This is a genomic window from Paenibacillus sp. LC231, assembly GCF_001860525.1.
In the GTDB taxonomy this organism is placed as follows: domain Bacteria; phylum Bacillota; class Bacilli; order Paenibacillales; family Paenibacillaceae; genus Paenibacillus_AQ.
In genome coordinates this window covers 337,955-364,314 of sequence record NZ_JFOM01000053.1, presented here as the reverse complement: position 1 = coordinate 364,314, position 26,360 = coordinate 337,955, and the positions used below count along the sequence as shown (strand labels likewise).

The 26,360-nt window shown below is 47.2% G+C and carries 26 protein-coding genes, 1 pseudogene and 1 riboswitch; of the genes and pseudogenes, 11 read left to right on the top strand and 16 right to left on the bottom strand.

The window, feature by feature from the left end:
* Window positions 1-25: 25 nt before the first annotated feature.
* The gene (locus AK95_RS28890) at window positions 26-319 is read left to right on the top strand and encodes a YfzA family protein (RefSeq protein ID WP_074961970.1); all 294 of its coding nucleotides are present in this window, start codon (window positions 26-28) and stop codon (window positions 317-319) included.
* Between the two features lie 10 nt (window positions 320-329).
* Here AK95_RS28890 and AK95_RS35010 read toward each other — a convergent pair.
* Window positions 330-542 (bottom strand): annotated as a pseudogene (locus AK95_RS35010) (ABC transporter ATP-binding protein); the annotation flags it as partial.
* A 145-nt stretch (window positions 543-687) separates the two neighbouring features.
* Here AK95_RS35010 and AK95_RS28885 point away from each other — a divergent pair.
* From AK95_RS28885 to AK95_RS28875, 3 genes are all read left to right on the top strand, one after another.
* A complete protein-coding gene (locus tag AK95_RS28885; protein ID WP_071223352.1) occupies window positions 688-1,119 on the top strand; it encodes a DnaJ family domain-containing protein in 432 nt (143 codons plus the stop codon).
* A 191-nt stretch (window positions 1,120-1,310) separates the two neighbouring features.
* On the top strand, window positions 1,311-1,952 hold the full coding sequence (locus tag AK95_RS28880) for a TetR/AcrR family transcriptional regulator (RefSeq protein ID WP_071223351.1): 642 nt from the start codon (window positions 1,311-1,313) through the stop codon (window positions 1,950-1,952).
* A 6-nt stretch (window positions 1,953-1,958) separates the two neighbouring features.
* Window positions 1,959-2,468 carry a DUF4188 domain-containing protein gene (locus tag AK95_RS28875; protein ID WP_071223350.1) on the top strand — a complete coding sequence of 170 codons (510 nt, stop codon included), beginning with the start codon at window positions 1,959-1,961 and terminating at the stop codon, window positions 2,466-2,468.
* Window positions 2,469-2,524: 56 nt separating this feature from the next.
* Here the strand turns inward: AK95_RS28875 and AK95_RS28870 are convergent, their stop codons facing one another.
* From AK95_RS28870 to AK95_RS28845, 6 genes are all read right to left on the bottom strand, one after another.
* Window positions 2,525-4,045, bottom strand: coding sequence for an ABC transporter substrate-binding protein (locus AK95_RS28870; RefSeq protein WP_235613246.1), 1,521 nt, complete (start codon window positions 4,043-4,045; stop codon window positions 2,525-2,527).
* A 31-nt stretch (window positions 4,046-4,076) separates the two neighbouring features.
* Entirely contained in the window at window positions 4,077-4,838 is a 762-nt protein-coding gene (locus AK95_RS28865) for a response regulator transcription factor (protein ID WP_071223349.1), read from the bottom strand.
* Complete coding sequence (locus AK95_RS28860) at window positions 4,813-6,576, bottom strand: sensor histidine kinase (protein ID WP_071223348.1); 1,764 nt, start codon at window positions 6,574-6,576, stop codon at window positions 4,813-4,815. The genes AK95_RS28865 and AK95_RS28860 overlap by 26 nt, the downstream gene beginning before the upstream one ends.
* Before the next feature lie 135 nt (window positions 6,577-6,711).
* Window positions 6,712-8,208 carry an ABC transporter substrate-binding protein gene (locus tag AK95_RS28855; RefSeq protein ID WP_071223347.1) on the bottom strand — a complete coding sequence of 499 codons (1,497 nt, stop codon included), beginning with the start codon at window positions 8,206-8,208 and terminating at the stop codon, window positions 6,712-6,714.
* A gap of 89 nt (window positions 8,209-8,297) precedes the next feature.
* Complete coding sequence (locus AK95_RS28850; RefSeq protein ID WP_071223346.1) at window positions 8,298-9,227, bottom strand: carbohydrate ABC transporter permease; 930 nt, start codon at window positions 9,225-9,227, stop codon at window positions 8,298-8,300.
* A gap of 12 nt (window positions 9,228-9,239) precedes the next feature.
* The gene (locus AK95_RS28845) at window positions 9,240-10,196 is read right to left on the bottom strand and encodes an ABC transporter permease (RefSeq protein ID WP_071223345.1); all 957 of its coding nucleotides are present in this window, start codon (window positions 10,194-10,196) and stop codon (window positions 9,240-9,242) included.
* 874 nt (window positions 10,197-11,070) lie between these two features.
* On the opposite strand from AK95_RS28845, the gene AK95_RS35005 reads away from it, so the two are divergent.
* Window positions 11,071-11,349, top strand: coding sequence for a hypothetical protein (locus AK95_RS35005; RefSeq protein ID WP_235613245.1), 279 nt, complete (start codon window positions 11,071-11,073; stop codon window positions 11,347-11,349).
* Window positions 11,350-11,840: 491 nt separating this feature from the next.
* Here the strand turns inward: AK95_RS35005 and AK95_RS28830 are convergent, their stop codons facing one another.
* Window positions 11,841-12,272 carry a hypothetical protein gene (locus tag AK95_RS28830; protein ID WP_071223342.1) on the bottom strand — a complete coding sequence of 144 codons (432 nt, stop codon included), beginning with the start codon at window positions 12,270-12,272 and terminating at the stop codon, window positions 11,841-11,843.
* A gap of 101 nt (window positions 12,273-12,373) precedes the next feature.
* Between AK95_RS28830 and AK95_RS28825 the strand changes: the two genes are divergently transcribed.
* Complete coding sequence (locus tag AK95_RS28825) at window positions 12,374-12,700, top strand: hypothetical protein (protein ID WP_071223341.1); 327 nt, start codon at window positions 12,374-12,376, stop codon at window positions 12,698-12,700.
* A gap of 193 nt (window positions 12,701-12,893) precedes the next feature.
* Here AK95_RS28825 and AK95_RS28820 read toward each other — a convergent pair whose 3' ends face one another.
* From AK95_RS28820 to AK95_RS28805, 4 genes are all read right to left on the bottom strand, one after another.
* Window positions 12,894-13,238: a YolD-like family protein gene (locus AK95_RS28820; RefSeq protein WP_071223340.1), complete on the bottom strand. Its 345-nt coding sequence runs from the start codon at window positions 13,236-13,238 to the stop codon at window positions 12,894-12,896.
* Entirely contained in the window at window positions 13,235-14,503 is a 1,269-nt protein-coding gene (locus AK95_RS28815; RefSeq protein WP_083397752.1) for a DNA polymerase IV, read from the bottom strand. The genes AK95_RS28820 and AK95_RS28815 overlap by 4 nt, the downstream gene beginning before the upstream one ends.
* A complete protein-coding gene (locus AK95_RS28810; protein ID WP_235613244.1) occupies window positions 14,500-14,886 on the bottom strand; it encodes a YhjD family protein in 387 nt (128 codons plus the stop codon). Before AK95_RS28810 ends, AK95_RS28815 begins: the two co-directional genes overlap by 4 nt.
* Window positions 14,887-14,983: 97 nt before the next feature.
* Window positions 14,984-15,712, bottom strand: a complete 729-nt coding sequence (locus AK95_RS28805; protein ID WP_071223338.1) for a 2-phosphosulfolactate phosphatase — start codon at window positions 15,710-15,712, stop codon at window positions 14,984-14,986.
* Window positions 15,713-15,909: 197 nt separating this feature from the next.
* On the opposite strand from AK95_RS28805, the gene AK95_RS28800 reads away from it, so the two are divergent.
* The 5 genes from AK95_RS28800 to AK95_RS28785 all read left to right on the top strand — a co-directional run bounded on the left by AK95_RS28800 (window position 15,910) and on the right by AK95_RS28785 (window position 20,507).
* The gene (locus tag AK95_RS28800) at window positions 15,910-17,220 is read left to right on the top strand and encodes an MFS transporter (protein ID WP_071223337.1); all 1,311 of its coding nucleotides are present in this window, start codon (window positions 15,910-15,912) and stop codon (window positions 17,218-17,220) included.
* 111 nt (window positions 17,221-17,331) lie between these two features.
* The gene (gene comA / locus AK95_RS28795; RefSeq protein ID WP_071223336.1) at window positions 17,332-18,198 is read left to right on the top strand and encodes a phosphosulfolactate synthase; all 867 of its coding nucleotides are present in this window, start codon (window positions 17,332-17,334) and stop codon (window positions 18,196-18,198) included.
* Between the two features lie 191 nt (window positions 18,199-18,389).
* Window positions 18,390-19,034 carry a YitT family protein gene (locus AK95_RS28790; RefSeq protein WP_074961973.1) on the top strand — a complete coding sequence of 215 codons (645 nt, stop codon included), beginning with the start codon at window positions 18,390-18,392 and terminating at the stop codon, window positions 19,032-19,034.
* 145 nt (window positions 19,035-19,179) lie between these two features.
* A riboswitch (cyclic di-GMP riboswitch) is annotated at window positions 19,180-19,275 on the top strand.
* A 147-nt stretch (window positions 19,276-19,422) separates the two neighbouring features.
* Entirely contained in the window at window positions 19,423-20,151 is a 729-nt protein-coding gene (locus AK95_RS33940) for a helix-turn-helix transcriptional regulator (RefSeq protein WP_162487663.1), read from the top strand.
* A 164-nt stretch (window positions 20,152-20,315) separates the two neighbouring features.
* Window positions 20,316-20,507 carry a Spo0E family sporulation regulatory protein-aspartic acid phosphatase gene (locus AK95_RS28785; RefSeq protein ID WP_071223335.1) on the top strand — a complete coding sequence of 64 codons (192 nt, stop codon included), beginning with the start codon at window positions 20,316-20,318 and terminating at the stop codon, window positions 20,505-20,507.
* Window positions 20,508-20,829: 322 nt separating this feature from the next.
* On the opposite strand, the gene AK95_RS28775 is transcribed toward AK95_RS28785, so the two are convergent.
* From AK95_RS28775 to AK95_RS28760, 4 genes are all read right to left on the bottom strand, one after another.
* Window positions 20,830-23,211: an ABC transporter permease gene (locus AK95_RS28775; protein ID WP_071223333.1), complete on the bottom strand. Its 2,382-nt coding sequence runs from the start codon at window positions 23,209-23,211 to the stop codon at window positions 20,830-20,832.
* A gap of 6 nt (window positions 23,212-23,217) precedes the next feature.
* The gene (locus AK95_RS28770; RefSeq protein WP_071223332.1) at window positions 23,218-23,982 is read right to left on the bottom strand and encodes an ABC transporter ATP-binding protein; all 765 of its coding nucleotides are present in this window, start codon (window positions 23,980-23,982) and stop codon (window positions 23,218-23,220) included.
* A gap of 95 nt (window positions 23,983-24,077) precedes the next feature.
* Window positions 24,078-25,523, bottom strand: coding sequence for a HAMP domain-containing sensor histidine kinase (locus AK95_RS28765; RefSeq protein ID WP_071223331.1), 1,446 nt, complete (start codon window positions 25,521-25,523; stop codon window positions 24,078-24,080).
* Window positions 25,524-25,528: 5 nt separating this feature from the next.
* Window positions 25,529-26,236, bottom strand: a complete 708-nt coding sequence (locus tag AK95_RS28760) for a response regulator transcription factor (RefSeq protein WP_071223330.1) — start codon at window positions 26,234-26,236, stop codon at window positions 25,529-25,531.
* Between the last annotated feature and the right edge of the window lie 124 nt (window positions 26,237-26,360).

Here is a 26,360-nt window from a genome sequence, read left to right as displayed (position 1 = left end):
ATGATAAAAAAGGAGAGCGCATCCATTGAAAGATACACAACATAAAGCTGGTTCTTCCCGGATAAAAAGCTGGATGTATTTCTTAGGGGGACTCATTGTATTACAAATACTGTTTATCGCGTTTGATAATGCCTTGTGGACCCCATTTAAAGTTAAAGAAGAGTCATTATTTGCCGATTTTTCTGAATCGAAGTTATTTACGGAATGGTTCACACCTTATAAAACCCAAGAACATAACTTATTCACTGCCATTTTTACCGTTACATTACTCCCGGCTGCTTTCATAGGTGCAGTAAAAGACCTAGTTTCTAGAAAATGAATCCACTACATCATAGAACATGATATCGTCCTTTGGGTATCACATGGGGTGAGCCTGACACGGGGTCTTCGATTACCGAGCAATCAAGCCCGAATATGTCTTTGATCATGGTGCTCGTAATGACTTGCGAGGGAGCCCCCTCAGCCACAAGCAATCCGCTATGAAGCGCAATATGATCCGCATAACGAGCGGACAGGTTGATATCATGAAGAACCATGACAATCCAAAATGATCTGCGGTATACGCTGAAACGAACTGTTAATTTTAGAAATGGTATGTTATATTTTGGATAATTCAAGGGGGGATCTTCGACATTTCATCGAAGGAGAGAATGTATTTCCCTGATATGTAAGACGGAGGTGACCAAAATGGAACGGAATGATGATCCAAAAAATTCAGCTCTTGCTTCTGAAGAAGATCATAGCGAAGAAAAGGAACGACGCCCCATGTCGACCAGCAGCGGGCTTCTGGAATCGGCCATCGACAAATTTGCCAGGGAAGGCGGCTTTGACGATTCGCCGTTGAAGGGAAAGCCGATTAAGATCGAAGACGGGGATGTTCTAACCGGGATTATGAAGAACGCGAATTACCAGCCCGCATGGGTCGAGCTGAGAAAAGAAATCGCTGCCGACATCAAGCGGCTTTTGGAGCGTCCGGAGTCGACTGCGATTCCAGAGACAGAGTTAGAGGCCATTAATCAAAAAATTATAAAGTACAACCGAATGGTTCCGAATCCACAGCTGCAAAAAGGGCTCCTGTCCGAAGTCAATTTGCACGCAGCCTACGATAAATGGGAGTAGCTAGTTACCTCAAATGTATTTCCTCCCTGTCACCGTTGATATTTTATCCGGGCCTTGAAAGTATGCCGTACCCCTGCATCAGTGTCGCTGATGTTAGGGGTGTTTTGTCTGTCTGTTTGGCGGTATTGACAAAATAAATTAACTTGTGTTAATTTATTTACATGAGTTAATTTAACGGAGGTACAATCACGATGGATTCGGATATCTCATTACGGGAGTTAAAGAAAGCCAAGAACAAAATCGCATTGTATGAAGCGGGAATATCCCTGATGAGGGACCGGATGTTCAGCCAGGTCATGGTGGAGGACATTTGCAAGCGCGCAGAAATATCCAAGGTTACTTTTTTTAAGTTCTATCAACGCAAAGAGGATCTGCTGATTTATTTTATGCGGGTATGGCTGACCGAGCGGATCATCGAGATCGACGCAGAAGGGAAGAAAGGGTTTCAGGCTTTTCGGCATCTGTTGTCCCAAGTAGCCCAGGAGCATCACGTAAGACCGGGCATGATGCCGAGCCTGATCTCCTTTCTTGCGGAGCAAAACATGCAGCCCTGCATGCCGGAGCTTAGCCCTGCGGAAGTATCGCTGCTTTTTCCCCGTCACGAGGAAGCGGGAAGCCAATCGCCTAACATGTATGCGTTGTTCCAGCAGTTGATGAAGGAAGAAGAGCAAGTCGGAAGGCTCAACAAAGATATTACCTTGGAGCAAGCCGTGCAGATCTGTTTCACCATTTTTTATGGCGCGTTTCTGACGGCTCAATTGTACAATTCAACGGATATTGGCCGCTTTTATGAAACGCATCTGGGTCTGCTTGAAGTAAAGGAAGGGGAGTGAGCAAGCATGGGTAAAGTGATTCCAGGTCGATATACCGCACACATGGACGGTTCCTTCGTTGTATTCGTGATCGGGTTTCGGATTAACAAATGGTGGGCGGTGCATAAGTGGCTGCCTGTCATGAACGCCATGTCCCCGATGCTTCAGGAGCTGTACCGGAACAAGGAGGAGCTCGGGTTCATGGACGGTACCTACCATTTTTCAGGGCGGGGACTTACACTTATTCAATATTGGAGAAGCTTTGAACACCTGGAGCATTATGCCCGTCACGGAGCCAATCACCTGAAGGCATGGCGGGATTTCAACCGCAAAGTTGGAACGGGAGGGGACGTAGGGATTTTCCACGAAACCTATCTTGTCCAGGAAGGGCAGCATGAATGCCTGTACAACAACATGCCGAGGTTCGGTTTGGCCAAAGCCAGAGCCCACGTCCCCGCGACGGGGCGCAGGGAAACGGCAAGCCGGCGGCTTGGCCGCGAGAGAGAACCCGCTGTGCCCACACCTCCAAATCCGTAGTCCAGAATATCAATGGCTGTTCTCCCTCCGTTCAGTGAAGCAAAAGCTGCCAGCACTCATCTCATTTCCCGCCAAGCATCCAGCTGCTTCTGCACTTCCTGCCGCACGTCGTCTATGCCTGCCTGCTTCAGCTCCGCGTTAAACTTGGGGAGGATCGCATCCACATCGACGGAGCCTGTCATGAGGCTCGGATAATATTTATGCCAGACCATCTCGATGTTATCGGTTTGGGCGGTCAGCTTGGATAGATCGGGCGTAAAGCCGAGCACGGTGGACTTGACGACGCCAGCGTTGTACTTGCGGAATTGATCCCACTTGTCGAGGGGATCCGGGTTATCGCCGCCCATGGTTTTCAGGATAAACCAATTTCCCTGCGTGTATTGTACACCTGAATAGCGGCTTGCAGGCGCATCCGGGAGCGGGTCGCCATGGCTGTCCTTGTCCGTATTTGGAACGACTTGCCCCTGTTCGTCCAGCGTGTAGTGCACGCCTTCAATTCCATAGTTGAATAAGTTTCGTATTTCGGGGTCCGTATTGAGTAAATTCAAAAATTTAATACACTCTACGGGATGTTTGGTGTTGGCATTCACGGCCATGATGCCTCCCCGAACGGATTCCGTCGTGACGGTGCTTGGGGTTACGGGATGGGCTACAATCTTGTAGCCGCGATCCTTACTCCAAGTCGTCTCCGAGAGCGGACCGCCGCCTGAAGACTTCCAGAACACTTTGGCCCCGCGTTTAAGTCCTCCGGGCTCTCGCAGCGCGGCATCCTCATTAATGAAGCCCTCCTTGTAGTAACGCCGCAACGTATCCAGCACCTGCCGCGCTTCCCTGGTTTCGAAGATATTCACCACCTGAGCGCTCGGGTCCAGTGATTTGATCATCAAGGGCAATTTATGGTTCATAATATATTCGTATCCATGGAGAGTGAAGAAATTGTGGGAATCCCGATCCAGTTCCATGGGGATGTAGGCCGGCTCTTCCCGATGAATCATCCGAAGCAGCGGCTCAAGCGATTCCAGCGTATTGTATTTGGTAATGTCGATATTATATTTATTCACGATGGAAGCGGGGTACATCCAGTGATCAAGCACGGCTAACTCTTTATTGGTCGGCACACCGTAAATGCTGCCATCGTTCATCCGTACCCCCTGCCAAAAGGTTGGGTCAATGGCATCGTACATTTCCTTGCCCAGGCCGGCAAGGTAGTCATCCAGCTTCAGCCAGGCGCCGCGCATAGCGGTAGTTGCATACTCAGGTGCAAAGGCAATATCAAACGGGCTGCCGGCGGATATGAGTGTGTTCAGCCGATCCTCATACTCCTGCCAGCTTACCTTGACATAGGTGATCGTCACACCGATTTTACGAGCCATGATTTCATTGATTTTATCATTGACGAGCTGCAGATCCTTGTCAGGCTCTCCGATCGTATAATAGACCAGATTTACCGTGTCCCCATCATAGGTTTCGCTATTGTATCCGGGCTGTCGGAAGCAGCCGGTTGTAAATGATGTCAGCAGCATTATGAGACTGATGATCATGAAGATGCGCTTGGGCCTTGGGTGCTTTAACATCATCGATATCCTCCTTTTTTCGCCGCGTTCGCTGTTACCCTTTTCCTCGCAGTTCTGAAGGAGATTTTCGGAAAAAGCTGTGAAAATGCGTATAGAAATAGTTGAGATTGTTGTAGCCGACGGAAAAGGCGATGTAGGAAATCTTCTCATCTGTTGATTGAATTCGTTCTTGTGCAAGAAGCATTCGGTAAGCCATGAGGTATTCGGAAAACTTCATGTTGGTTTCTTTAAGAAACAATTGTCCAAGGTAGGTGCTGTTCATCTGGAAACGCTCCGCTACGGATTTCAACGTGATATTCTGAGCATACTCTGTTCTGATCATCAGCAGGATGCGGTTGACCAGCTTGGATAAGCTGTCATAGCTTACACCAAGCACCGGATCCTGGTTCAAGCTTTCACCGTTCCTGCTACCTATCGAACCGCCCAGATCCTCGACGATGATCTTCTCAATCACTTGCTGCAGCTTGGTGCGTTCCACAGGCTTGAGCATATAGTCTTTGACGCCACACCGAATGGCTTCCTGGGCATATGTAAATTCACTATAGCCGCTCATAATGATATATTTCGTAGGAATTTGAAATTCGTTCAGCCTGCGGATCGCTTCATATCCAAGCTCCTTGCCAATGCAAACATCGAATATGGCGACATCCGGCAGCAGGTCGACCACCTTGGACATGGCTTCCTCCGTGGATTCGCAGGTTTCGATCCGGCCAAATCCGTATTGCTTCCAATCCAGGATTCGCTTCATTCCCTCCAAAATCTGAGGTTCGTCATCCACAATCATCAGTTTGTACATGTTCAATCACCTCTTTTGAAATCCGCACGGAAATCTTGACTCCAGCTTCCTCGTTATTCTCGATCTCGATCGAAAAGCCGCTCCCGTAGAAAAAGTGAAGGCGCGTATATACGTTGCGCAGCCCGATACTATGGGAAGAAGGTTCATCAAGATTAGACATTGTGCTTCGGACGTTACGTAAACGCTCCGGAGGAATCCCGCGTCCATTGTCCACGAATTCCAGTACGTAACAATCTTCGGCTTCATAGCCGTTAACGACATACAAATTAAACTCATGATTCGCGTTAAAACCGTGGATAAAAAAATTTTCAGCCAAAGGCTGCATCCAGAACTTTACGGTAGGGATGTGCAGCAGCGCCGGCTCTACATTCACTTGATAATAAAAACGCTCGGGATACTTAAACTCCATAATCTCCAAGTACTTCTGCAGCAATTCCAGCTCGCTCGCAATAGAAATAATATTTTCCTTTTTGACGATTTCACGATAGAGCGTACCTAACGTAGCAATGGCGTCGGCGGTGTCCCGGTCCTGATTCACAAGGGCAGTGGAGCGGATAACCTCTAACGTATTGTATAAAAAATGAGGGTTGATTTGATGCTGAAGCGCTTTCATTTCGGTTTCCTGCTGTTTGATCTTGAGCAGATATTCATTGCGGATATGCTTGTCCAGCTGCTGAATCATATCGTCTAATTCCCGGGCGATCATGCCGTATTCGTTCCGACGATAGCGGGCAGGGCGGTTGGGGGTGAAATTGGCCATTTTCACCCGTCCGATCGATTGAATGATGCGGCGCAGGAAGAGGGCGTCGTCCCGCATATTGTATGCAATGAGAAGAAGGACGCTGACCATGGCCGTCAATACGATCAGAAAGATGGTGACCAACATCCCGGCATGCTGCCGAATCAGCATGGATAAATCAATGATGCTAATGAATTTGAAATTAAATTTGGTGGATGGAAAGGAGACGAACATTATATGTTTCCATACACCTCTCGAAATAAAACCATGGCTGCGGCCATCCGCCTCGGCCAGACGGGATATTTCCTCCAAGTCCTGGTCCTGTCCATTGCCGATGAGGTAGGTATCGCCAGTAGCACTAACGGCGGCAGCATTACCAAATCGAAAGTTTCGTATCGATTTAAAGATTTGATCGCTGCTGACCAAGAAGCGCATTTCCCCGAATTCTTGAGCGCCCGGCGTCGGATTCGACAGTTTCTTGCGATAGACGAAGCCCTTCATGATGGTATCGCGGAACGCCTCGTCCGTATTCGGAAGCCCGAAGGTAAAGCTTGCAATTCCGTGCTCATTAAAACGTACGACATTGCCGTACTTGCCGGTATGCAGACTAATCTGCGTGATTTCGCCTTGCGCCCAGCTGTACAGATAGGTCTTCACATCCTCGGGAAAGGAAACGAGCGGCTGCGAGAAATGGCTGTTCTGCAGCCTGCTGGTTAAATAGCCTTCCGCACTGCTGCTTAAAAAGCTGCGGGCATCGTCCATAAGACCGGGATTGGAGTAAATACGCTGCATGTAAGCTTCAATTCGGTCGGCATCATACTGCAGCTCATTCTCAACACGCGAGAAGGCATTAGCCGCCTCGATCCGGGCATTGCCCACCCATTGATTCAGCAGCATGGCACTGGTCAGCGTGCCAAGCGTGAGACCGATGGCCACGACGAAGATGACATAGGCAATAAACTTGTGGCGATAAATTTTGATTTGTAAAAAAGAGCCCATACGACACCTCAATTGCAGCAGGTCGCTTTAAATATGCGCAGCTTTATCTCAATGTAACACGATTCACGCCAAGCTTCATAGATAGGATGGAAAAAGCATCCCTTAAGAGTGTCCTAATAAGGGATGCGCAGGAATTTACTTGAAGTAATTATTGATCTGCTCTTGGGCGGCTTGCATGATCGTGTCCATACCGGCCGACTTTAATTCGGCCGTAATCTTCGGCACCATTTTCTCCGGATCGGAAGCGCCCGTAATGAGCTCATATTTGTATTTATCCCACACGGCCTGGCAGTTCGCCACTTCGGTCTGAAGATCGGTGATGTCCAGCGCAAAACCGAGGACGGTGGAGGAGGTCGCAGCATCGTTCAGCTTTTTAACCTGCTCCCACTGATCTTCAGGAGCGCCTTTCGTAACCGCCAGATTAAAGAACGTGCCTTGCGTGTAAGCCGCCAGCGGCCAAGTATCGGATGTACGCTCAATCACCTTTTCGCCATCCACGTTGTTGTAATCAACGCCCAACTCGCCGAATGCCAGCATATTACGAAGTTTAGGATCCGTATTCACCAACTCAAGGTATTTCAATGCTTCCTTCTTATATTTGGAATTCGCCGAAATCGCGTTCAGCGAGCCTTGAATCGTACTGGTTGTATAGATCGGCCCGTAATGCTGAACCATATCGTACTTCTCGATGGCGTCATTGATCTGCCAGCTGACCTCGGCTCCCGGGAATGCCTGGGCTGCAAAGAACGGTCTGCCTTTGTCGTTCTCCGTCTTCGTCGGCGCATCCGGGTTGATGATGCCATCCTGGTACCATTGATGCAGCAGCTTCAGATTGGCCATAACGTCAGGCTGCTCCAGCACGGAGACAACCGTGCGCGATGCGTCGTCCGCTTTGACGCCGATGGGAGGGAAGCCCAGGGTTAAATCGTCATAGTGGTTAAAGAATCCGTTCAAGCCTTCGCCTTGCGTCATGGGCAGCGGATAGAAGCTTTTGCCTTCGCCGGCCTTCATGTCATGAAGGGGCTTATCCAGGTCCTGCAATGTTTTGATGTTGTTGATATCAATATTGTACTTTTGCACATATTTATCGTCGAATACCCAGTACTGCGTCAGCGCGGAATCCTTGTAAGTCGGAACGGAATAATATTTGCCGCCGATTTTTGTGCCTTCCCATACCTTCCCGGGAATCGATTTGTATAAGTCGGGCGTTTCGCTCTGAACCAGATCCGTAATGTCGGCAAATGCGCCCATGGCCACTTGCTTGCTGTATTTACCGCTGTTCGTGAACATGATGTCGAACGGCTCGCCGGTATTCACGATGGTGTTCATTTTGGTGTCCCATTCCCCCCAGCTGGCTACCTTGATGTCGACCTTCACGCCAATCTTCTCGGCCGTGTAGGCATTCATGGCATCCACCGCTTTGCTGAAATTATTAGGCACTTGGCCGCCGATGGTCCACCAGGTCAACGTCGGGATATCCTTATCTGTTGTTGCGGTGTCATTGGATGTGCCCGGTGTCGCTTGGGATCCGTCTGTCGTTGATGCAGGCTTCGAGCCGCCGCAAGCTGCCAAAGCGGTCAACATGAGCGTCAGCACGCATAGTGTAGAGATGAACTTTAATGCTCGTTTCATTTCAATTCCCCCTTTTTTGTAGTTAAATTACCTGAGCGTTGTATAGTGATATCTATCATAAACCAAGGTTTACTTGGCTTATTTCGTCGTCAGCCTTTCACGGCGCCGACCGTCAGTCCGGAAATAAAATACTTCTGGAAGAAAGGATAGGCGAATGCTACAGGCAGTACGATGAGAATGGCGACCGCCATGCGGGCGGATTCCTTCGGCATGGTAGCGACGAGCATAGCGTAGCTTACGCCCATACTCGCTGCATTCTTCGCGAGTGCATCCACATTGCTCATTAAGCTGTTGAGCAGCGCTTGCAGGGAATACAGGTTCTGGTTGTCGATATACAGCATCGATTGGAACCAGTCGTTCCAGTAAGCAAAGCAGAGAAACAGTCCGATGGTGGCGATGACCGGCAGCGAGATCGGCATGATGATGGAGAAGAAGATTCGCAGCTGGCTCGCACCATCGATTTCGGCAGATTCGATCAGCCCATCGGGAATCGTGCTTTTGAAAAAGGTTTTACATATGATCACGTTGAACGATGAAACGGCGAGCGGCAGAATAAGTGCCCAGATGCTGTCTTTCAGCCCCAGCAAATTCGTGTTGATGAAGTAGCTGGATACCAGGCCGCCATTGAATACCATAGGGATGAATACTACCCAGGTCAGAAAGCCCCTCAGCTTGTAGTTTGGGCGAGAGAGAACATAACCCATGGAGGCGGTCAGCAATACCCCAAGCACGGTGCCGACCACCGTAACGAGAGCGGATACGCCGAGCGCCCGCAGAATCATCGTTCCCTGCTTGATGATATAGACGTAAGCCTCGGCCGACAAAGCAGCCGGCAGCAGATGATATCCGGTCTCGCGGATGGACTCCTCGCTGGAGAAGGAAATGGATAGAACAACGACTACGGGCATGACGCAGAGCAGAGCCAAGATGATAAAGATCAGGTTAAAAAAAACGTTGACGGCTTTGTTTGTACGGTTAAACTTCTCTAGGCCTGTCTCGTAAGTGGATTTCGATGTCATCGTGTTGCCTCCTTACATCATCGCGCTATCCGGATCGATTCGGCGAACAATCCAGTTAGCGGCCAGAATAGTTGCGCACCCCAGAACAGACTGAACGAAAGCGGCTGCGGATGCCATGCCTACCGTGGCGGTTTTCAGTTGCTTATACACCATGACATCGATGGTGGTCGCCACGTTGAAGAGTGAATTGGAATCTCGTGTGACCTGATAGAACAAGCCAAAATCGGTGTAAAATATGCGTCCGACCGCCAGAATGAACATCATGACGATCACCAGCTTGAGCATGGGCAATGTAATGAATCTCGTCTGCTGCCAAATGGAAGCGCCATCAATTACAGCTGCCTCATAATAAGTGCTGTCAATGCTTGTGATGGTTGCCAAATAGATGACCATGCCGTAACCCAAGCCTTTCCAAACATTCAAGAGAATGAGAAAGTACGGCCAATATTTCGGCTCCATATACCAGTTGATAGGATCGCTGCCCATCGTGACGAGCATTTGATTAACAATCCCTTTATCAAAGCTCAGGAACGCCCAGCCTACGGCGGATACGACAACCCAGGACAGGAAATAGGGCAGGAACATCATCGTCTGATAGACTTTGCTGGCTTTGCGGCTGTGAAGGAGTCCGATCATAATGGCGAATAGAACGGGCAGCACGATGCCCAGCACGATGAAGATCATGTTGTATCCAATCGTGTTTCGAATAATGATCCAGGCGTCATTCGATTTGAACAGGAACTCGAAGTTTTTGAGGCCAATCCATGGACTGTTAAACACATTGCTCAGGAAGCCGCCGCTAATCCTGAAATTTTTGAAGGCGATAATGATCCCGAACATCGGTAAGAAACTAAACAGGATGTACCAGATCGTGGTCGGCAGCGCCAAGAGGGTTAGTTCCGTATCCTGCTTGTGCCAGCGAATTCGTAAGCGCTTTCGTTTATCTTTGGGTTCGGCTTGAGAGCTCATGTCTGTCACTCCTTACGGTGTAATCTCGCTTGTCGTGCTTTTGTTAATTTCATTGTATAAGAGAAGGATTCGGTGCTTCCAGATAACAAACTTGATACTATAGTCAACAAACGTTAGATTTGAAAGATTCGATTGACAGAGTATTGACCGTTCCCGTCCTGTATCAAACAATGACATTTGGTATTACGTACCCGGGGAAAACTGTGACAAGCTAATACGAGGGAGGGAGATTATGTGGAAGAACAAAAGTTCTGTCCGATATATTCGAGGCGTTGTTGTTGACCGTTACTTCCTCATGAGATGCCGGCTTACTCCCCTGGAACATAGCTATTGTACGGATCACCCAACTCGCTGTCAGGTCGGGGATTGTCGGTTTTGTGAATTTTATTTTTTTCTCACCAGAAGACAAACAAAAGGGATTAGCCTGGTTGAAAGATTGTTCTGATGCCCTAGAAAGCAGATTAAAGGAACAATTAGAACTCATACGATATGTCACAAAATCTATGAATTACGATTATGCAACGTTGACATATCAACAAACTGCCAAGCAAGGCTATCCTCGGCGAGTAATGAACTGCAAAGATTAATGGACCAAAAGGCGATAGTTGATTCTTATTTACTAGAGGACGAATTATGAAAAGAGGTGCACCACCAAAATATACGGATAAGCAATTAAAAGACATCTTGTTAAAATATATATCAAAGAATCCAGGGAAGAAGATCAACCCCCTCCATTCTGGAAAGAGAGACTGGGGTAAACCGTTTTATATGGAAAAGAAGAATGTCCGAACAAATCGCAAATGGTTAACGAGCCCGTACAGCAGGAAAATACAGAAACTGAAACTCCACTACCCTTACCAAATTTGTGGAACTTGTGGAAACCTACTGGAATAATAAATCAGGCTTGATTAGCGCGTTATCTCATTTCAATGAGATGCTAAATGCTTTGCATCAAAAAGTGAAGGAGTCAGATAAAATCCTTTTGCAAAATCAAGACTTAGCCGCTAACTTATCTTTAAAGGAAGACCAGATTAAAATGCTTGAGAACGAAATTAAATTACTCAGAAAACAGTACTTTGAAGTTGCTGTTAAAAGCACTTATAAAACCTTCCAGGATGAAGAAGGACTAGAAAAAATCCATATCCATCACTAAAAATAAAAAAACAGAGGATCGAGCCTTAAATGCTGATATTGTAAAAATGTATCCTGAGCTATTTGATAATTGATGGTGGAATGCGATTTGAATAATAATCGGATTGATTCGCTTAACTGAACAACAAGAATTTAAGGCGCTCCCATATAGCTCGCAAAAAGATGAAATCAGTAAATCCGTTGCGACCAAAGGGGCTGCTCTCCAACTTCAAATTTGTCTCTTTCCTACATTCTAAAAACAAAAGGCATCTTCGGTTAGAAGATACCTTTTGTTTTATTTATTTAAGTGACGACCATTCTTTACCTTCAACAAGAATATTATTGATTTCAGGCCTGAATCACTTTCCTCGCTACGTTGCTTCCGGCAGAGGAGCCACTTAAAGTAAGCTCTTGTCCCAAAACAGAGGATTTATTTTTCTAATCCATATATCAGAACGGACACAGTGATGCTCGTTGTACCAAGCCTTTGCTTAACCCCAAAAAAGTGGTGTTCTAGTCTTCTTTGTTCCTTTCTCTTACAAATGAAGCCAATAAGAAATAACCTAATAAATTTAGAAATAGCTGCCCATGATGAATATCAAAAGCTAGAAGATAGAAATCAGAAGGTAGAGGAATCTTTTTAATGTTGGGGATATATAAATAGACTGTAACCAGGATCATCGGCAAACAGAGAAACAACAATCGATTTTTATCCAACTTCCAATTATTGGACCTAAATAATCCTGTTCCAACATGAAGTGCTCTTAATACAACACCTAGTCCCAAAGCCCAAAAGAACCAGGGTGGTCCATACCAGTTAAACAATTTAAACTCTCCAGAAGCCTTTAATACACTTGCATCCGTCATTCCTCTAAATAAACATAATATTATGATAAGAAGTAAAAATTTGATAAATAAATGAACAGCCCTTTTTTTGTACCACATACGATCCCTCCTAAGAGAAATTTGTCCTACTAATTGATAACCACTTTTAGGAAATGTGTATTTACATAGAAGGTATATTATTCCAATTGAGGAGGATTATTGTGGGGAAAATGAGAGGGAAATCGATTTTCGTTGTGTTAATGATTTTCCTAATGTCTTCATTCGCTTCCTTAGTGCATGCTAATGACGGTCCAATCACTCTAAGCACCCAGTCGGAAATTACTGAATTAGAAGCTTTGTTTGATCGAGCAAAAAACGGAATTACTGACAGATCAGTATCTACACCTAATGGAGAAGCAGTGCCATCTTCTTGGAAACCAATATACGTCAGCAGCCTTGTTTACAGATTCTTTGGTGCTGATCTAAAATGCACTATATATGACGGCATAGGATCTTCATGGAGTTTTAATTTCGAACATAAACTATAGTATTATTTATTTAAGGCTTTAGGGGGTTCACCAACATTTTATCGAAAATATACGTAAGCCCTCAGATGTGATTGGTTTAGCGATTACTTCTCGAAGCCTAATAGTCCGTTGGTACAATCCTAAAAAAATCAGAAAATATTTGAATTAAAAAAAAAACGCTTATCAGCTCTATATGCCGATAAGCGTTTCTTTTTCAAAATGTGATTGCGGAAGTAATATTATCTACTTTTATCCAATGCCATGCACCTTCGGGAACGGACAGTTTGATCTCCCGTCTAAACGTATGGATCAGCACGACAATTCCTGTCAATTCCGTGTCCTCATATTCATCGAATAGCCTTACGGTAATCATACGGTGTTCATGAAATGACTCGGCGAGCGCCCCCTCGATTAATTCCATTTCTTGCGGATCCAGCGTCGGCCGGCCTTTCCGGCCTTCTTCCAGCTGCCTGCGAATGATGGTTTCTTTGTGTTCCGGCAGCATCATCCGACTGGATTCCCACAGACCATTGCCCTCAAGCTTTTTTCGTGTTGTCATTTATAGTGTCCTCCTATCTTGGCTGATCGATCCAGCGCTTGGCCTGCGTCCGTTTTGGATACGGCTCGGATCACAATCGAATTCCCGTATTTATTTTTCAGGGCATCGGTCACCCGTTCCAGTGCCATCGACCGCTCCCGTTCGGTATCAAACAATGACAATTGGTATTCCGTATCCGGGGAAAACTGTGACAAGCTAATACCGACCCGCCGAATCGGCAGGCCGTCCCAATACGTTTCAAGCAGCCGGCATGCCCAGCGGTAAACCTGATTCGTAATATTCGATGGATCCTCCATCTTCATCTGTCGGCTAAATCCCGTAGGGCGGTCAAAGTCTGCCCCCATACAACCGACCGACACCACATGCCCCATAAAACCAAGACCGCGGCATCGCTGGCAAACCAACTCCGTCAGCTCCAGCAGTACGACCTTGATTTCTTCCAGCTTGGTATAATCGCGAGGGAGGGTCATCATGTGTCCAACCGATTTAGGGTCAACCTGGTGCGTGCCTGGCCTTACCGGGCTATCATCGATTCCGTTGGCAATTCGCCAGTACATCTCGGCTGAAATATCGGAATTTTTACCGAATTTACGGCGCATCATCTGCTTCAATTTAGCAAGAGGCGTCTGAGCCACGCTGCCGATCGTGGGCAGCCCCATGACGTTAAAGTGGCGGGTCATCTTGCTGCCGGCCATAAACATGCAGCTGACGGGCAGTTTCCAGAGGGTATCCGGAAGCGAGTCCTTGGACAACGTGTAGATGCCGGACGGATTTTTCTTGGCGTAGTTATCACAGGCGGTTTTAGCCAGGATTTTGGTTTCGCCGATGCCGAAGCGAGCGTACACACCCGTGGCATCCATGATATGACGCTGAATGGTTCTGGCTAACTCATCCGGTGTGCCGAACAGATGCAGCGAACCGGTAACGTCTAAAAATTGCTCGTCGATACTGTAAGGCTCAACTAAATCGGTATAACTCTTGTATATCTCCGTGATTTGCATCGAGACGTCAATATACTTCTGCATTCTGGGTTTGATGACGACAAGGTCGGGACACTTGGATAGTGCCTCTCCTAATCGCTCTGCTGTCGTTATTCCTTTTGCTTTAGCGAGCGGACAAGCAGCCAACACGATGCCTGAACGTCTTTCCGGATCCCCTGCAACGACCAACGGGCGGTTTTGATACTCGGGGTGGTCTGCTTTCTCAACAGATGCATAAAAGGACTGGCAATCCCCTAACATGATCACTCGGTTAGATGATTTCACAGCGTACTCCCCTTATCTGCGATTTTTAGCCCCAGGTAGGTGTACGATCTCTGCTCGATCTCTGCCTCAATTAGCCCCCACAGTATGGACAGCTTGTGATGATACCCTCTGCAGATGAATTCAACCTCAATGCCAAGCTTTGTTTTTCGATCCTCGTACACCTTAATGGCGTATTCGCGCATTTTTCTGCGAGCCTGGGCTAAATCGGATAATGCGGCTGCCTGCAAATGGTCGATCATCGCATTCGTTAGCTCCGGGGTCTTTAAATCTGCTCTGCATAGAATCGAACGGTCATGCTCTAACACATCAAGTAAAAGGGGTAATAAAATATAATCCTTCACCAGTTGGGTCTCATCTGGTTTCAACCCAATACTCAACATCATTAACCACCTCATTGACGGGAACGTTTGTTTGTATTATATGCGAACATTCGTTCTTTTATCAATGTAAATTATACCCTTATGATGACGAATCAGAAACTCACAGGCGGTACCCATCATAATCAGTGATTGAAGCCCCCACCTGGAACCTTTCAATCAACGGATGGTTTTTGTTCAGATTCACTTTCATTACAAAGTCGGAAGGGATCTCTTGGATGCAAAACGAAATATCCTCCTGTAAAAATTCCGGTCTTTCAATATCGTAAAATTTCCCGGCCGCTTCTGACTTTCGAATTCGCTCAATGGTTTGTTCGGCAGATATACGATTAGTGCCTTGGAGAATTTCCGATACATATTGTGCGCAGGCCAGATCATCATCCCCTGACGGATGCGAAGCAATTACATTAATCGTCATGTCATCGTCTTTTAATAGGTTCCTCTTTATAAACTCTGCGGTTGTTCTTGCATTTGTGAACCCGGTAACGAATAGATGCTCGGTGCTCAATGCGTTTAGGGTGGCTGTAACTCCATTGGTTGTCTTTTGGATCAGAAATTTCTCCCGAAGATCGAAGTCATGTAAACGCGCAGGCGAATTATCCAGCTCAAACCCCGGAATCGGCAGACCCTGTATCTCTCCCGCCAATAAAAAGTCAGGATAGATTTTCTTTAGACGCAAGGCATCGTCCAGAGTTCCTGCCAGAATGATACCCTGAACCCCATGGATAAAGGCGTAGTGCGCTACGGTAAAAGCCCTTATAACATCAATTACAATATTGATGTGTGATGCGTCCAAGGTGTGATGGTGTCCTTGAATAATCTGTATCGGCATGTCGTATCCCCTTTTACCCGGCATAATGGGCTATTTTAGTAACAGTATATTTGCCCAAACCCAAGGAGTGCTCAAATCCTCTAATGGATTCAGCAGCAGTGATGGAATATTAAATCCGGATGTGGTGATAATTAGGAAGCGTGGAAATAAAGAAAATGTTCTGTTCTACACGAACTTCAAGTCCGAGGAGCGATACCATGGAGAAGACCAAAAAGCGAAAACTGAATATCAGCTTTCATAGCGATATCGACCTGCAGACCGACTCCGAGGAGACACAAGACAGCGAATCCACCGGAAAATCAAAAACTTCTACCGGCTCAAAGGGTCAAGTGTGGGAATTTATCGCACTGGCAACGATCCCGATCGTGCTCGTTTTTGGCAATTCCATGCTAGTTCCGGGGCTTCCTGAAATGCAAAGGGAACTGGGTATCAGTAAATTCCAAAGCAGCTTGATCATCACGATTTTCTCCTTGGCAGCCGGCTTGTTTATTCCGATTATTGGTTATTTGTCCGATCGATTTGGACGCAAAGTTATTATTATACCCGCCCTGATCATATATGGAGGTGCCGGTATTCTGGCAGGATTCGGTGCCATTTGGAACTCTTTTGGGGTGATTATTACCGCGAGGGCGATTCAGGGGCTAGCGGCCGCCGGAACAGCACCGATTGCCATGGCGCTCGTCGGCGATTTATACGATGGCGGGACAGAGAGCAAGGCACTGGGCTTAATCGAAGCCTCCAATGGCGCCGGCAAGGTACTCAGCCCGATCATCGGCTCCTTGCTTATGCTGATCGTATGGTATGCTTCCTTCTTTGCATTTCCCGTGTTCTGTGCACTATCGTTGCTGGCCGTCATTTTTATGATCAAAGAATCAAAACAACATTCAAAGCAAGAACTAAGGAAGTACCTCGGAAAAATCGGAGACATCTTTAAAGAAAAAGGCCGCTGGCTCATCACTGCTTTTTTTGCCGGTTCGCTGGGGCTATTCATTTTGTTTGGCATACTGTTTTATCTATCCAACATTCTTGAAGACAAGCCTTATAACATTGACGGGGTTGTGAAGGGCTTGATTTTGGCCATTCCATTGCTTGGGATGGTTATCACTTCCTATACGACGGGAAGCTTGATCAAGAAGAATGGCCTGTTGATTCGTTGGCTGATGAATATCGGGCTGATTGCCATGACCCTGTCTCTGGCAGCTACACTTTTCTTTTTTAAGAACATTTACGTGTTTATCGGGCTGCTGACAGTCAGCTGTATCGGAACCGGAATGCTTCTTCCTTGCTTGAATACGATGATCACCGGTGCAGTTGAGAAAAGTGAGCGAGGGATGATTACGTCCCTTTATAATAGCTTGCGATTTTTGGGAGTTGCAGCAGGGCCGCCCTTGTTCGGATGGATGATGGATAAATCGGATCAGGTTGTTTTTATAACCGTGTCTTCACTATCTTTGGTTACTCTAGGTTTGGTGTTCTTTTTGATTAAGCCGCCGCGGCAGATCGGATGACCGGACAAATCCCTATGACAAAAGATGGGCACCTGTCAATGGGTATGAGCATATTATGCCAATGTCATTGGATTAAACGACTAAATCAAAAAGAATTGAGGAGATCCTAGAATGAACAGTTCCCTGCGAACAGTTTGGCCCATGGAGATATGTGATCCGAGCGGGCTGCGCGAAAATCCCGAACACGGCAAAAAAGACCACGACACCTACGGGGTCATGGAACGCGGGATGACGATGGTAATTGATAAAGGCCTGGGTAGAAACATGTTCTCAGATGTGATCGAAACAGCCTCGGATTACATCGATTGTGTCAAATTCGGTTTTGGGACGGCTCCGCTGTATAAAACGGAAATGCTGCTATACAAGATCAATCTAGCCAAACAACATGGAATCACGGTCATGCCCGGCGGGACCTTGCTTGAGACAGCCGTGCAGCAAGATGTCGTCCCCGCATTTTTTAATACCGTTTGCCGTCTTGGATTTAACGCTATAGAAGTATCTGACGGCACGATTGAGATGTCTCGAAAAAAACGAACGGAACTCATCCGGGAAGGTAAACAACGCGGACTTCGGGTTTATACGGAGTATGGTAAAAAACAATCCGGTTCCCACATCGACGCCGAAATGCTAGCGTATACAATGGAAGCGGATTTAGACGTAGGCGCCGAGTTTATCATTGTTGAAGCGCGCGAGTCTGGACTAGGCATCGGTATTTACGATAAGCATGGCGAGTGTCAGGAAGAAATGATAAATAATATCATCGACAACGTGTCGGATGCAAGAAAGCTGATTTGGGAGGCACCTCTTAAGCAGCAGCAAGCGATGCTTCTCCGCAAATTTGGATCTCACGTACATTTGGGAAATATCCAACCCACCGAAGTGCTTTCCCTTGAAACGATGCGCCGGGGTCTTCGTCAAGATACGTTTGAACTCGGGGTGAGAGAGAAACAAACCGATGGATTTTGTTACGTAATTTAAACATAGACCAAACCACAAGAGAATGATAAATACTAGCGGGCTGCCTATGGATATCTCCAGAGTCAGCCTATACATATTTTCGTTAAAAAGATCTATCCCGGTATCCCCTCCAGAGAACAAGCATACACTTAAAAAAGCAGGACTAGCTTGTTACTCTAATCTATGAAGGATGATTCCGTGTGAACTTACAGATCCTACCCGGGCGGAAGAGCCCCTTTTTCTATCGTCATGCTTCCAAGAAACTTTTCTACATTACCGCCGGCTCCATCATTCAAGGTTTTGCCATGGCCATGTTCTTGTTTCCTCACGCCATTCCTTCGGGGGGAGGAGCTGGAATCGCGGTGCTTCTGAACCATGCGTTTGAGATCCCGATGAGTCTCGGACTGTGGCTCGCTAATTTTATTTTCCTTGCCTTTACAGTCCCTTATCTTGATGGTGTCAGTGCCTTTGGAACCATATTTGTTATAACAGTGACGTCCGTTTCCGTTAATTTCTTCGAGGTGTTTCTAGAACCCCCGTTCGGCAACGTATGGATCGATCTTCTATTCGGCTCGGTTATTCTCGGAACAGGTGTCGCCATCCTCATAAAGCAGAGGGTATCGAATGGGGGAATCGGTTATGTTGCCTTAGCCATTTATAAGTATAAAAGAATCAACCCGGGCACCTCATTGTTCTGGATGAATGGAATCATATTCGCTTTCGCTGCCTATGTGATCGATTGGAAAATTATTATCCTTGCAGTTGTATGCCAGTGGATATCGACCCGGATCATTAACTGGATTCACCAGTTCCCTCCCCCGAAATCGGTCTATCAACCCGCTTGGCGCAAAAAGTGATTATGTATACGTGTAAGAGTGATTGACAAATATAACAAAAATATGGAAATTTGGGTCGTACGACCTATATTAAATGAAAAACAATGTAAGTTATAGTTTGAATAAGTCATAACATGTTTGGATATTCGACAAATTCATACTCTTCGTACGACAATAGCAAACCCGCTGAAAAGCGGCGACGCAAAGCTACAGGGGCTAATGTGGATCTTGCTTCAGACCGCGATGCCAGCCAGCTGCCGAATACGACGGAAGCCTCCGTCCTATTTTGCTATGGTTCATAATGGATGGTTTTTTTATTTTTTGCTGTGAGCTGTCGAATGCAGCAGCGATGAATAGTAGATCGATTTCATTATTTAACGCTTATTCTTACAAGGGAAGAAGGGAAATAATGGGTCAAAGAACACTGGTAGAAGTAAACAATCATTTTCCTAATATCCTCAGTATGACTGAAATAAAACAAAGGTTGATTGAACGGAAAGAAATTCTTTATTTGCTGCAAGAGGAAACCAGGAATATGAACAATTTGCTGTCCATACCTTATTTATTTGTTATAACAGATACGGATGGTGCCGTTATCGATTATTGCGGAACAGGTTCTTTAAGAAGTTTCCTCGAGAGGAATAATATAAAAAATGGGACCTCGTTGGCAATGAAAGACGCAGGAAGCAACGCTATTTCATTATCTATGGAACAACAAGCGCTTTCTGTCGTAATTGGGGCCGAGCATTGTAATCGCGTGTTTTCAGAATTGGCGTGTGTTTGTACTCCCCTTCGAATAAAAAATGTGATCATAGGCTACCTTGGTCTTAGTTTTCATTATTTGCACGAAGTTACATTTGCCATACCGCTCATTGAACACCTGGCCAAGAATATTGAAGAAAAATTACCTCAAAAGGATCCCGTTCTGCAAAGGGAGCTGATCTATTCTCACTTTCACCAATATGAATTAACGAATCGCGAGAAAGAAATAGCCTATGGGTGGCTTGAGAATAAAAATGTCCCTGAAATTGCTGATATTTATGGTATTAGCCAAAGCACGGTTCGTACTTTTATTAAAAAGATCTATGCAAAAACGAGAGTCAACCACAAAGGAGCATTTCTTAAAAAATTTACATAACCGTCATAAAACTTGTCTTAAAATAAAGATTACCCAATTATGGGTATTTTTTTTGTTACCGTCGAAATTTATAATGATAAGTAAGTTATATATACTGATTCGCGTTATCGATAACTGTGGCAACTGTCATCAATCACTTGTTACGACGGGGGTGGGTGAACAAGGTGATTTCTATCGAGAGTGAACTCAAACAAGTATCGAAAAAACTCGAACTTCTCCGAAGAGAACTTGAGCGAGTGGCCAGCAGTTTCGAATTGGTGCATCAAGATGTTGTCGCAATTTCACAGTCGTTGGATAAGCTGATTATTCGTTACATGGAATTAAAAAACCAAGAGGAATATATTAAAAAAAAGTAGATCTTCTTCATATTTGAATCAAGGCACAGAAGATACCTTCTGTGCCTTATGTGTTTCCAGCGTTCAAGAAAAATCGAGAGTCAGTAACCAAGGTGGGTAAAATAACAAATCCTCTTCCGCATAACGAAAGAGATCACAAGCCCAAATTTTGGTCAATGACCATAGAAGATATCTATTTAGGCGGTGAAACAAATGCCATCGCAAATATTATCAAGTGGAAAGAACAAATACGATGTGAATTAAAATAAGAAGATTTATTAAGGCAAGAAGTAAAAAGATGACCTCCGACATTCGGAGGTCATCTTCTGTTCATGGACGGCCTTCATGAATCCATGACCAGCACGCGAAGGGAGGTGCGGCGGAGGATTCGCGAAGCCAGCCAGCAGCCGCTGATGGCGATAACAAGCGCGATCAGAGTCAGCCCAATGACGAGCGGCCATTCCATGATAAGCGGCAGCTTGACAATCCCATAGGCAGAGAGCAGACCGCGCAGCACGGCCGGCAATGCGTAGACGCCGCAAGCGATGCCAGCCAGCGCACCGAGCGCAGCCAGTCCGGCAATGCCGCTTGTCAAGGCACGACGAATGTCGGTTGCGGTCAGGCCGAGCGAGGCATAAATGCCATATGTTTTCGTTTCCTTACGAATATGCAGCCGGCAAGTTGTATAAACAATAAGACAAGTGACAGCCATGAACAGTAGGGCCAGCATACTCATCGGAATGAGCAAAACCGCCGCAGCTTCTTTGAATACGGAATCGAGCAGCACTTCCTGCTTCAGCGCTTGAATGGAAGGGCTGTAACGTTCGTTCAACTGCTGCACAAACGCATCGCTGTCCGTATTGTCCTTTAGTTGAATAAACCCGGCGTCCGGATTCAACTGCTCGACAAGATCCGATGTGACCCTGGCGACGTTCGACATATTGGAAATGGACTGAAAAGTGCCGGTGATCAGCACTGGATGCGGTTCGCCTTCAATGTAGATCGTGAGTACGTCGCCGATGCCTTTTTGCAATTTACGGGCAATATTGATTCCGATAGAAATTTCATTAGGGAGTGCAGGATTACGGCCTGCAAGCGAGGCAAATCCGATCTCGTCCATGCTGCCTTCTACGACCGTCAAAGGGAGACTGAATGTCTGTTGAGGCTTGTCATCCACTTCGGCCATGGCGATGACGCCGGTGGCTGATCCGGACCAGTTCAGACTGTGAACCCGAGGGTCGCTTTGGATATAAGATTGCATTTCCGCCCGATCCATACCTTCCGCATGGATAACCATAATCGCGATATCCGCATCGTCATAACCCCACTGGGCCGACGTTTCACTGATGCGATAGATGCTGGTCACCAGCACGGCGCCAAAGACGAGCACAGCCACTGTGATGCTCATCAACAGAAAGATCAGCGCTGCGCTTTTTTTGTTGCCGCTCACATGCTTCCAGCCGATAACCGTGGGTACGGACCATCGATCCAGCAGTTTTTTGCGGGCACCATGCCGATGGATACGACTATGTGAAGACTCCGACATGCCGTAACGGATCGCTTGAATGGGCTCGATATGGCGTGTCTTGGAAGCATAAACAAGGACGCATAGAAGGATGATGAGCAGCAGGCCGCAGCCAGTCCAGATCGCAACGTCTGCCGCTTGAACGGGAACAGGAGCTGTGTCGGATTTGAGGAAAGACAGGGAATTCTGGATGATGACATCTGAAAGGAAGTGGCTTGCAATCAGTGCCGGGACCAAGGCGACAATCGTCATTAAACCGTACTGCAGCAAGTAGGTGCCGATGATGCGTTCGGAGGTCATGCCAATCGATTTGAGAATGCCGATCGTGCGGTAATTGGCAAGGATTGTGTCCGTGATCGTAAAGCCGATTGTGAGCAAGGCGACGAGGATCATGACCAGTCCGAGGAAACTCATCACAAAGCCGATCACCTTGTTCATGATAAAATAAAAGGCCGACAATTCGGCAAACGAAACGCGTTCCTCTAAAAACGGCGAACCGAGCGCCTGCTCAAAGCGCTGCCAGTATTCCTCGCTTTGTTCAGGATACGCATAGCGAAGCGACAACATGTATTGCTCCTGAGTGGACAAGCTACCCATGGTTGACCGATAGTCGGCTTCGTTCATCCAGATGCGGGCAGTGGTCGAGAAAGGACCGCCATGGGATATGTCAATGACAATCGCACCGATCGTGAATTGTGCCGGTGCAGACCCTGAGGTGAATAGCAATTCATCGCCGATATGCATGTTGTATTTGTAGGCAAGCGAGGTGGGTATCCAGATTTCGCCGACTTCCGGAACCGTCAGATGCTCAGGGCCTGTACCGGGAAGAGGATTGTTGACCCCATGCGGCATCGGCGGGGTATTGATCATATACAGATAAAGATTGGGCAATTCTTCCCCGTTAAAGACCAGTCCGGTCCATGGCTTGTAAGGGATTAAGCTGGACGTGTTTACGCCTTCTTGGCTGGACCACCAGTCGGCTACCAACTGTTCGTCATGCAGCCCACGGGTCATATTTATGACTTCGTGCGCACCATGAGCAGCCGTATGGCGATCATTGAATACATTTTCCGTATTCATCAAGACCGTGAATGCGGTGCTGACGAGTAGAGCGGATAGGGCAATAAGCAATGCGATCAGCGTGTTTTGCATTGTTCTTTTGCGCAGGTTGCCCCAGCAGAGTGTTAATATGGCTCGCATCCCAGACTACCTCCTCCCGGTGACATAAGCGAAGATCATCGCTTCCCGCTCGGAGGCCTGTTCCGGACTGTAGGGCCCCATATCCAGCGTGCCACCGATCTTGCCGTCGCGAATGTAGATAAGGCGATTGCCCCGGCAGGCTGCCTTCATGTCGTGGGTGACCATGACAATCGATTGACCGTCCGCATGCATCCGGCTCAATATATCAAGCACCGTAACGCCTTGCTCGTAGTTCAGACTGCCGGTAGGTTCATCAGCGAAAATGATGTCCGGGTTATTGATGAGCGCCCTGGCGATTGCCGCCCGCTGCTGCTGCCCTCCGGATACTTGGGAAGGCAACCGGCTGCTCTGTTTATCGAGGGAGAGATTGACCATCAAGTCATTTGCCCGTTGCCGTACTTGTTCCTTGTCCTGATTTGCGATATATCCAGGGAGGGCAATGTTATCGAACAGCGACAGATCGGGTACAAGGTTGCTGTTTTGATAGATAAAACCGATCCGATTCGCCCGAAAGCGTGCAAGCTCCTTGGCTGAAAATTGATCAAAGCGCTGTCCCTGCAGACAGACTTCTCCGGTTGTCACTTCATCAAGTCCGCTGAGCAAGTACAGCAAGGTGGACTTTCCCGACCCCGAGTCCCCCATGATGACCGTAAAATCTCCCGCGTAAATCGACAGATCGACATTCCGAATGGCATGATACTGCTCCTTGCCGGTGGTGTATGTTTTACATAAATTTGCAGCTTGCAGCATGATGGTTTTGCTTGAAGGCATATTCTGATCTCCTCTCTTATCTTCCCATGCCACCAAATTATAGAGAACGATTCTTGCACAGTTGTTATCAAATTATAAATAAAGTATGACAGGGGTCAGCTGAGGGGCAGAGTCAAGTAGAAAGTCGTTCCCTGCTGCTGTTGGCTGTGAAAAGAGATCGTGCCGCCATGCGCTTCCATAATATACTTGCAAATCGACAACCCAAGTCCGACCCCGTGGCGCTCGGTCGGTTGGCTGGCCGTTCGTTGTGAAACGCTGCCTTGGTAGTACCGATCAAAAATAAAAGGCATATCCTGCGGGGGAATTCCGCTCCCTGTATCGGAGACGATGATCTGCAGGCAGGATGTTTCCGAGTGTTCTTCAACAGCGAGTCGAATCGTATCCCCGGGCTCCGTATGCTTCAGTGCGTTCGTGACGAGATTGGACAGAACTTGCTCGATCCGTATGGCATCGATAACGACAAGCACGTTGGGAATAGCAGAGGGTTCTTGGCAGCGTACGCCCATCGTACGGATATAATGGGCCATCGCCCGCAAGATCGGCTCCAGCGTTGGAGCGCTGTATTGCTCAATCGGATGTACGGCAATCTGCTCCAGATCACGCAGCGCGTGCAGCAGCAAATCGTCTACGAGCACGGTCATCTTGCTCGTATTCGCATGCACCACCTCAAGGTATGCCATCACACTCGGCAGATCCGGGCATATACCTTCCCGAATTGCATCGATATAGGCTTTGATCGTTGCCAGCGGAGTTTTTAAGTCATGAGACAGATTGGAAATCAGCTCTTTGTGCGACTGGCTGTGCGCGGCTTGCTGCATATGCAAATTACGAATCTCTTCACGCATGAGATCAAATACGGCATAGAGCTCCCCGACCTCGTTATCGCTGGTCCATTCGGCACGCTGCTCGTAGTTGCCTTTCAATATAGCTTCGGCATAAGGCTTGAGCCCGGCAACAGGCTGAACCCAATCACGCTGCACCCGACGTCCGATGGAGAAGAATAAATAAAGCAGCGTCAAGAGTGCCAGAGATAGCATGATCCATGGCACATAGATAAAGGAGTCGGAGGGGGGCATTACTGCAGTCACGACAGATGCAGGCACAGCAAACTGAGCGTAGCCCACAAAGCTCTTGCTGCCGGCGTCCAGCAGCGGAAAAGCGAGATGATAATAGGGCGGTTCGCCGTCAGAAATACGCAGCGTGTAGTCGAGTTCAAAGCGCGGATCAATATGGCGCACGGATGAATCATCGCTGTCATAGATCATCGTTCCGTCAGGAAATACAACCTTGAGGCCGATCCCTGTCTCTTGACTCCAGCTGGTTAATTGCCGCCGAATCGGAGCATCGGCCAGCAGCAAGTCAGCATGCTCATTCTCCAGGCTATGGACAACCGTATTTGTCAGCACGCGAATTGGGTTGACAATGGATGACGAAGCGGGTTGGTTTGAGGGCCAAGCGAGCCAGACGACGGATAGCAAAATAACCATAACAGATAGGCAGGCTGCCCAGAGCCTTCTTGTATGCCACGATTTCCAGTACATGGGGGCTACGCCGTCTCATCGGGGTTGAATTTATAACCGACGCCCCAAACCGTTTTGATATAGGAGGAGTTGATCTCGGCCCTCTCCAGCTTCTCGCGGAGCCGCCTAATGTAGACCGTGATGGTATTATCCTCGACATATGCTGAATACCCCCAGACCTGATCCAGCAGCTGCGACTTGGTAAACACTTGATTCGGGTTGGATGCCAGGAAGTAAAGCAGATCAAATTCTTTAGCGGATAACGAAATTTCCTGCTGTCCGACCATGACCTTGCGGGCATTTTTATCAATCGATAGAGCGCCGAATTGCAGTCGCTGCTGTGGGGATGCCTGGAGTTTCGGGTCTGCAATTCTGCGCAAATGTGCCTGAACGCGGGCGACCAGTTCACTGAGCGAGAAAGGCTTGGTCATATAATCATCGGCGCCGAAACCAAGGGCAAGCACTTTGTCCGTATCGCTGCTGCGGGCACTTAAAATAAGAATGGGCGCAGCCGTCAACGTACGGAGCTTGCGGCATACTTCAATTCCGTCAGCATCAGGCAATGTCAGATCGAGAATGATAAAATCCGGCTGCCGGTTGCGGACTTCCTGCAATCCGTCGCTGGCATTTTCCGTGATGAATGTGCTGAATCCCTGAACACGCAAATAATCATTCACAATGCGCGAGATATCCTGTTCATCTTCAATGATCAGTACTGTTTTAGGAGAATTCATGAAATAGTCGCCCCTGTTCCGTATGCTTAAATAGTGAGTCCATTATAGCATGGGCCGGAATGAAGCATAGGGAAAATAAGGGGAATCTTACCAATTGAAAGGCTTGGTGTGAAGTGTAGTCATA